The organism is Dellaglioa sp. CoH-57-MRSF-18 (assembly GCF_056781995.1).
Genome location: NZ_JBXAXX010000001.1, coordinates 387,596 through 394,577 on the forward strand (window position 1 = coordinate 387,596; position 6,982 = coordinate 394,577).

4 protein-coding genes and 1 other annotated feature are annotated in these 6,982 nt (G+C 35.3%); of the genes, 2 read left to right on the plus strand and 2 right to left on the minus strand.

The genetic code is table 11. The annotated features are described in order from the left end of the window. Positions 1–125: 125 nt before the first annotated feature. Positions 126–1,865, minus strand: coding sequence for a pyruvate oxidase (spxB, locus tag AC1RPG_RS01805; RefSeq protein WP_481761134.1), 1,740 nt, complete (start codon positions 1,863–1,865; stop codon positions 126–128). Between the two features lie 143 nt (positions 1,866–2,008). After that, positions 2,009–2,956, minus strand: coding sequence for an NADP-dependent oxidoreductase (locus AC1RPG_RS01810; RefSeq protein ID WP_481761149.1), 948 nt, complete (start codon positions 2,954–2,956; stop codon positions 2,009–2,011). A 163-nt stretch (positions 2,957–3,119) separates the two neighbouring features. After that, positions 3,120–3,321 (plus strand) — a binding site (T-box leader). 57 nt (positions 3,322–3,378) lie between these two features. Here AC1RPG_RS01810 and tyrS point away from each other — a divergent pair. Next, entirely contained in the window at positions 3,379–4,635 is a 1,257-nt protein-coding gene (tyrS, locus tag AC1RPG_RS01815; RefSeq protein WP_481761135.1) for a tyrosine--tRNA ligase, read from the plus strand. Next, positions 4,635–6,677 (plus strand): cation:proton antiporter, encoded by a 2,043-nt coding sequence (locus AC1RPG_RS01820; protein WP_481761136.1) that lies wholly within the window; start codon positions 4,635–4,637, stop codon positions 6,675–6,677. The genes tyrS and AC1RPG_RS01820 overlap by 1 nt, the downstream gene beginning before the upstream one ends. The last annotated feature ends 305 nt before the right edge of the window (positions 6,678–6,982 follow it).

Genomic DNA, 6,982 nt, shown 5'->3' on the forward strand with positions numbered 1-6,982 from the left:
TAAAGAGAACCCTTGGGATTGAAATGAAATTCAATCCCAAGGGTTCTCTTTATATCTTTTTTTGTTCTATAAAAAATGTATTTTAACTTAATTAAGCTAAGATACATCAATTAAATAAAAACTATTTAATCTTGATTTTCAAGGATTTCTCGAAATGGAATTAAACCCTCTGCTTGGTATTCTTTAACAAAAGCTTTAACAGCATCTGGATCTTGTGTTTTAGGATCAATAATGAGCTGTTCAACAGGAAGTGGACGGTCAGAAGTTACTTTAACATCGATAACAACAGGCACTTTTGAACCTTTAGCTTCAGCAAAAGCAGTTTTTAATTCTGCTAATGTCCGGACGGTATACCCTTTAGCTCCCATGTCGTTGGCAATTGCGCCCCAATCAGCATCAATTAAATCAATACCTGAGTGTGGTTGTTGTTTATCATCTTGTTCAGCGCGGATGAATCCAAGTTCCTGATTGCTTAAGACAACGTTGATGATAGGCATGTTGTATTTAACTTGTGTTAAGACATCTTGCATGACCATCGTCCAACCACCGTCACCAGAAATTGAGAAAACTTGACGGTCTGGAAAGGCAGAGTGAGCCCCAATTGCTGCGGGTAGTGCATACCCCATCGTTGCGTACCATGCGGATGTTGTAAATTTATTTTTCTCACCAAGACGTAAGAAACGCATTGCTTCAATCGTTACATTACCAACATCAATTTGGAAAATTGCATCGTCATCTTTAATTTTATTAATTTCATTGAAAACTGGTTCAAAACGAAGTGGTTTACTGTCATCTTCAGTAAAGCTATCAATCCATTTAATCCAGTTTTCTTTGTTAGCGATGGCAGCTTTGTACCATTTTGTTGGTGCAACTGGTGTTTTAACGGCCTTATTTAATGCGATTAAAGTTTCCTTACCATCGGCTAAAATAGGGACATCAACTGAATGACGTTTACCTAATTTTTCAGAATCAATATCGACCTGAATAAATTTAGCATCTGGAGAAAAGAAATATTCACCAAATGGAAAATCAGATCCAATGAAAAGAACAGCATCAGCGCCACGAAGAAGGTCAACGCCGGGTTTGCCAGCAACTCGTCCAGCAGAACCCATGTATGCTTTGTAATCATCAGGAATAATTGTTTTAGCAAGCGCAGTTGTTGCGATTGGTAATGATAATTTTTCAGATAATTCAATTAATTCTTTTCCAGCGCCACGAACACCTTTCCCAGCATAAATAATTGGTGTCTTAGCTGTTGTTAAAATATCTAAGGCATCTTGAATTTGTTTATCACGAGGCATCGGATAAAGAGGTTCTTGGTGTGTTGCGGCTGTTGAAACAAAGGTGTCATCGATTTCTTGCCAACCTAAATCGGTCGGAATTGTGACAACTGCGACGCCATTATATTTGTAGGCTTGACGGATAGCTTCATCAACAACAATGGGTAAGTTTTCGGGTGTAGTAGCTGTTCTGTTATAAATAGAAACATCCTCAAACATTGGATTTTCATTCATTTCTTGGAAGTAATTTGTATTCATCACTTGTGTACCAACTTGGCCGACTAAGGCAAGAACAGGAACACCATCATATTTAGCATCGTAAAGTCCGTTTAATAGATGGACAGCACCGGGACCAGCGGAACCAAAAGTAACACCTAATTTTCCAGTTACTTTAGCTTCACCAACTGCTGCGAGTGCGCCGACTTCTTCATGACGAACTTGTACATAATTAATTGTATTTTTACGATTATGTAGTGCATTCATTGTTGAATCAAATGAACCACCTGGCAACCCATAGACGGTTTTAACGCCCCAATCTTCTAAAACTTTGAGCATGGCATCTGATGCATTAATTTTTTTTGGCATAATAGTAAATCTCCTTCTTGAAAAATTTTATTCTACAAGGATAGTATAAATCTACCAATGAATTAACACCAGTGAAAGCACTTACTTTTAGTAATTAAAAAAGGTAGTTCAGACAAAAAAGTCTGAACTACCTAAATAGGGTTTTATTTAAAACGAACGATAATTTTACCAAGTGCATGATGAGATTCACTACGATCGTGAGCTTCTGCTACACCTTCTGCAGAGAATTCATGAACTGAATCTAAGGTCACTTTTATAGTGCCATCTTCAAGCATATCAGCTAATTTAGTTAATTCTTCACCATTTGGGTCCAACCAAATTGAATCAAAAGTCACATTTCTTGCTTCAGCAAGACCTGCTGTTTTTTCAGAATCCATCCCAGTAATAGCAACTAAACGACCTGTGCCATGTTTTAAGATATTAACTGATTTTTCTTGTGCGTCACCACCGATTGTATCAACTACAAGGTCGATATCTTTTAAGATTTCCGCAAAATCAGTTTCATGGTAATCAATGACTTGGTCAGCGCCAAGTCCTTTAACAAAATCAATATTCTTCGAGCTAGTTGTGGTAATAACGTAAGCACCAACTGATTTAGCAAGTTGAATAGCGAAAGAGCCAACGCCACCTGAACCAGCATGAATAAAGACTTTTTCACCTTTTTCTAAATGACCATGATCAAAAAGGGCTTGCCATGCAGTTAAACCAGCTAAAGGAACAGCAGCAGCTTCTTCAAAGCTAATATTTTTAGGTTTTGGTGCAAGCAAATTAGCATCAACAGCAGTATATTCGGCGTAAGTACCAAAACGAGTCGTGGCAGGGCGTGCGAAGACTTCATCACCAATTTTCCAATCGGTTACGTTAGCGCCTACTTCTGTGATAACACCCGACACATCCCAACCTAAAATAATAGGAAATTGCCAGTTAAGCATACCTTGTAAAAAGCCTTCACGCGTTTTCCAATCAATTGGATTAATTCCAGCTGCTTTTTCTTGAACAATTACTTGATCCGCCGTCATTTCAGGCATAGCTACTTCACGTTGTTTAAGTTTATCTTGTCCGCCAAATTCATCAATTACAACGGCTGACATCATTTTCTTTTCTGTCATCGGATTCCTCTTCTTTCCAGTTACTTTTAATTTGTAAGTGAATTGTATCGAATAACGAAATAGAATGCAATCAAGACACTCTTTTATAGTATTAATATTCTTATGGTTAAAATTGACATTTAGACTTTATTTACGTATATTATAGCTATAAGTGATGAAGTAGTTCAGTAATTTATCGATCAATTTTAAAGAAACCTGGTGGTCGCTGGAAATCAGGAATTATCGATGAGTGAAGTACGCTATGGAGCTAACAACGATTCATCTCGTTAACGATGATTGAGCGATTAGCTACTATATTATGTAGATAATAACTTGGGTGGTAACGCGGAAATTAATTCGTCCCTGATATCTTTTTTAGATATCAGGGATTTTTTTATACTTATATTATATAGGAGGAAACAGAAATGAATATTATTGACGAACTAGAATGGCGCGACGCAATTAATCAAACGACAGACGAAGATGGGTTACGTGAACTAACGTCTGAAAAATCAATTGGCTTATACTGTGGGGTTGATCCAACAGGGGATAGTATGCATATCGGACACTTAATTCCATTTATGATGTTGAAAAGATTTCAATTAGCAGGACATCATCCATACATCATTATTGGTGGTGGTACAGGTTCAATTGGTGATCCAAGTGGTAAAAAATCTGAACGTGTGCTGCAATCGATGGACCAAGTTCATCATAATGAGCAAGCTCTCACTGCACAGATGACCAAATTATTTGGACAAGATTCAAATATTTCAATTGTAAATAACTATGATTGGTTATCAAAAATTAGCTTGCTTGATTTCTTACGCGATTACGGTAAGTTATTTAATGTAAATAGCATGCTCGCAAAGGATGTTGTTGCAAGTCGTTTGGAAGTTGGTATCTCATTCACGGAATTTACATACCAAATCTTACAATCAGTTGATTTCCTACATTTACACAAGCACCATGATGTTCAATTACAAATTGGTGGGGCTGATCAATGGGGGAATATTACTGCAGGAATTGATCTTATTCATAAAGAGCTAGGTTCAGACACAAAGGCATATGGGCTAACAATTCCACTAATGCTTAAGGCTGATGGTACTAAATTTGGTAAAACAGCTGGTGGCGCAGTTTGGTTAAATCCAGAAAAAACAACACCATATGAATTCTACCAATTTTGGTTAAATCAAGACGACCGGGATGTTGTGAAATATTTGAAATTTTTCACATTCTTAACGTCAGATGAGATTGCTGAATACCAAAAATCAGTTGAAACAGCTCCAGAAAAACGTGAAGCACAACGCCGCTTAGCACGAGAAGTAACAGAATTTGTTCATAGTCCAGAAGCTGTAATTGAAGCCGAACATATTTCTGCAGCTTTATTTTCAGGCGAAGTGAAAGAATTAACGACGAGTGAAATTGAACAGGGGTTTAAAAATATGCCTTCTGTTGAATTAGCAGCAGAACCAGAGAATATTGTTGAGTTATTAGTAAATACAAAAATTGAATCATCAAAAAGACAAGCACGTGAAGATATCACTAACGGGGCTATTCGTATTAATGGTGAAAAAATTCAAGATTTAGATTTTATGATTGATCCTGCTACAGAATTTGATGGCAAATTTGTGATTATTCGTCGTGGTAAAAAGAAATATTGGTTAGGACGCGTTAACGCATAATGGCACTATTTTATGTAATAGCTTTTCTTGTGGCGGGGATTATTATTTCAAATGTAATTCACGAAATTCTTCCTAAAATACCAGATGCTTTTATTCTTATTGTAATTGGTCTGTTGTTGTCATTAGTACCAGTCATGGCTAATTTCGAATTAGAACCAGAATATTTTATGTTATTCATTATTGCACCACTTATGTTTAATGATGGGCAAAAAACATCTGTTAGGGGGATCCGTAAAAATTTTCATGCGATACTTTTATTATCAGTAGTTTTAGCGCTTATTACAGTTGTAATAGTAGGGTTGTTAGCGAATCGATTAGAAGTTCGATGGACATTGCCACTTGCAATAGCACTAGCTGCGATTGTGACACCAACTGACGCCATAGCAGTAAAATCCTTAACATCAGCATCAAAACTTGATTCAGGGGTTAATACTGCCTTAGAATACGAATCATTATTTAACGATGCAAGTGGATTAGTGATGTTAAATTTGGCATTATCTGTGATGGAAAAAGGAACATTTTCCATCTATAGCGGATTATTTCAATTTATTTTTGTTGCAGTTGGTGGTATTGTAGTTGGGGTTATGGCAGGTGGAATCTTAGTTATCGTTAGAACGTATTTTAATAAGAGGGTAACTTCACCAGAATTAACGATTATTCCAATTGCGTTGTTAACACCATTTATTGTTTATTTATTGGCGGAAAGTCTAGGGACATCGGGAATTATTGCTGTTGTAACTGCAGGGATTGTTCATAATATTGAATCCGAGCGTTTAAAATTAACTGCAACACGTGTCCAGTTAGTTTCGTCAACAATATGGGATACGTTGACCGCAATGCTTAACAGTATTGTATTTATTTTATTGGGAATTAGTTTACCTGAAATTTTCCGGGCACTGATTAAACTTGGAACGAGTCAGTCGTTTGAGTTGTTGAGTCTGGGTTTGATAATCTATGTAGTCATGATTGGTATCCGATACACTTGGGCATTAATTGGAAAAGAACCACATATTGCTGCCTTTTTCGGTCCTTCAAAATCAAAAAAAAGACGAAAAAATGCATTTGTTTTTGGGTTGAGTGGGGTACACGGAACAATCACGTTATCAATGGCATTTTCATTACCAATGTTAATAAATGGACGGGCTTTTCCGTATCGAGAAGAAATTTTAATCATTGCAACTACTGTCATATTATTAAGTATGATAACACCAGCATTAGTGTTGCCTAAAATCTTACTAGCTAAAAAGTTATCATTTAATAAAGAAGAATTAAATTTTTCACGAATACAAATGATTGATTACGCTAGTTTACATTTAACAGAACGTATTCAATCTAACGATGTGAGATACGCGGTGATTCAACAATTACAATCACAAAAAGGGTTTAATGATATTCAAGGGTATGATAAACATCAAGAATTATTTAAAAAAATTAATGAAATTGAAGATGAATTTTTAAATAGTAATGAGATAAAAGAAATTTATCCTGCCCGAGTACTCAGTACGTACAGAAAAATTTTGGATACAGATTATGGTGGACAACGATTAAGTGTTAATCGAATCATTCGATCAGTAGAACATCAGGTTAGGCATGAAGCGTGGCATATTAGCCATGGGCAAATAACTCGTGGACAGAGAAGTAAGGCCAGGAAACAATGGGCTAAAGATAATATAGAAAAAATGCAAATACACAATGATTTCCGATCATTATTATGGGACTTGGAGAATCAATTGCATGAAGTAATTGAACAATATTTACATGATTTAACAAAAGAACGTTTGGCTAATGCACATGGACAACTAGATGATATTCAGAATGTTGAAAGATTTATCGAAGATCGACAAAGACACTTTCGTAGAGATTACGAAGAGAATGAAAAAATATCAGTAGATTTATTTATTCAAGCATTTCAATTAGAATATAATTATGTTCAAACACAATATATAGCAGGAATAATTAACGAGCAACTTGCTAATAAGTTGTATGATGAAATAAATCAGGCGCAAACACTACAAATGCAGCAACTATTAGTTGAACATTAAATAAAAAATAATTTCAAAAATCAGGATTAATAGTCTATTTTTGAAATTATTTTTTTATTTAAGACCTATAAAGTAATTAAAAGTACAGATGTATACGATTACATCAATATTTTTAGATTTAATTTAAATAAAGGCTTGACGAAGGTCATTATTCTTGGTAAAGTAATAAACGTTGCCTCAGTAGTAAACAACTAATTCAAATGTGACCAGTTAATTAATTAAAAAAAATCTTGACAATTAACGAAATCCTTGATATGATATAAAAGTTGTCAAAAGCAACCAAGTAGATCTTTGAAAACTGAACA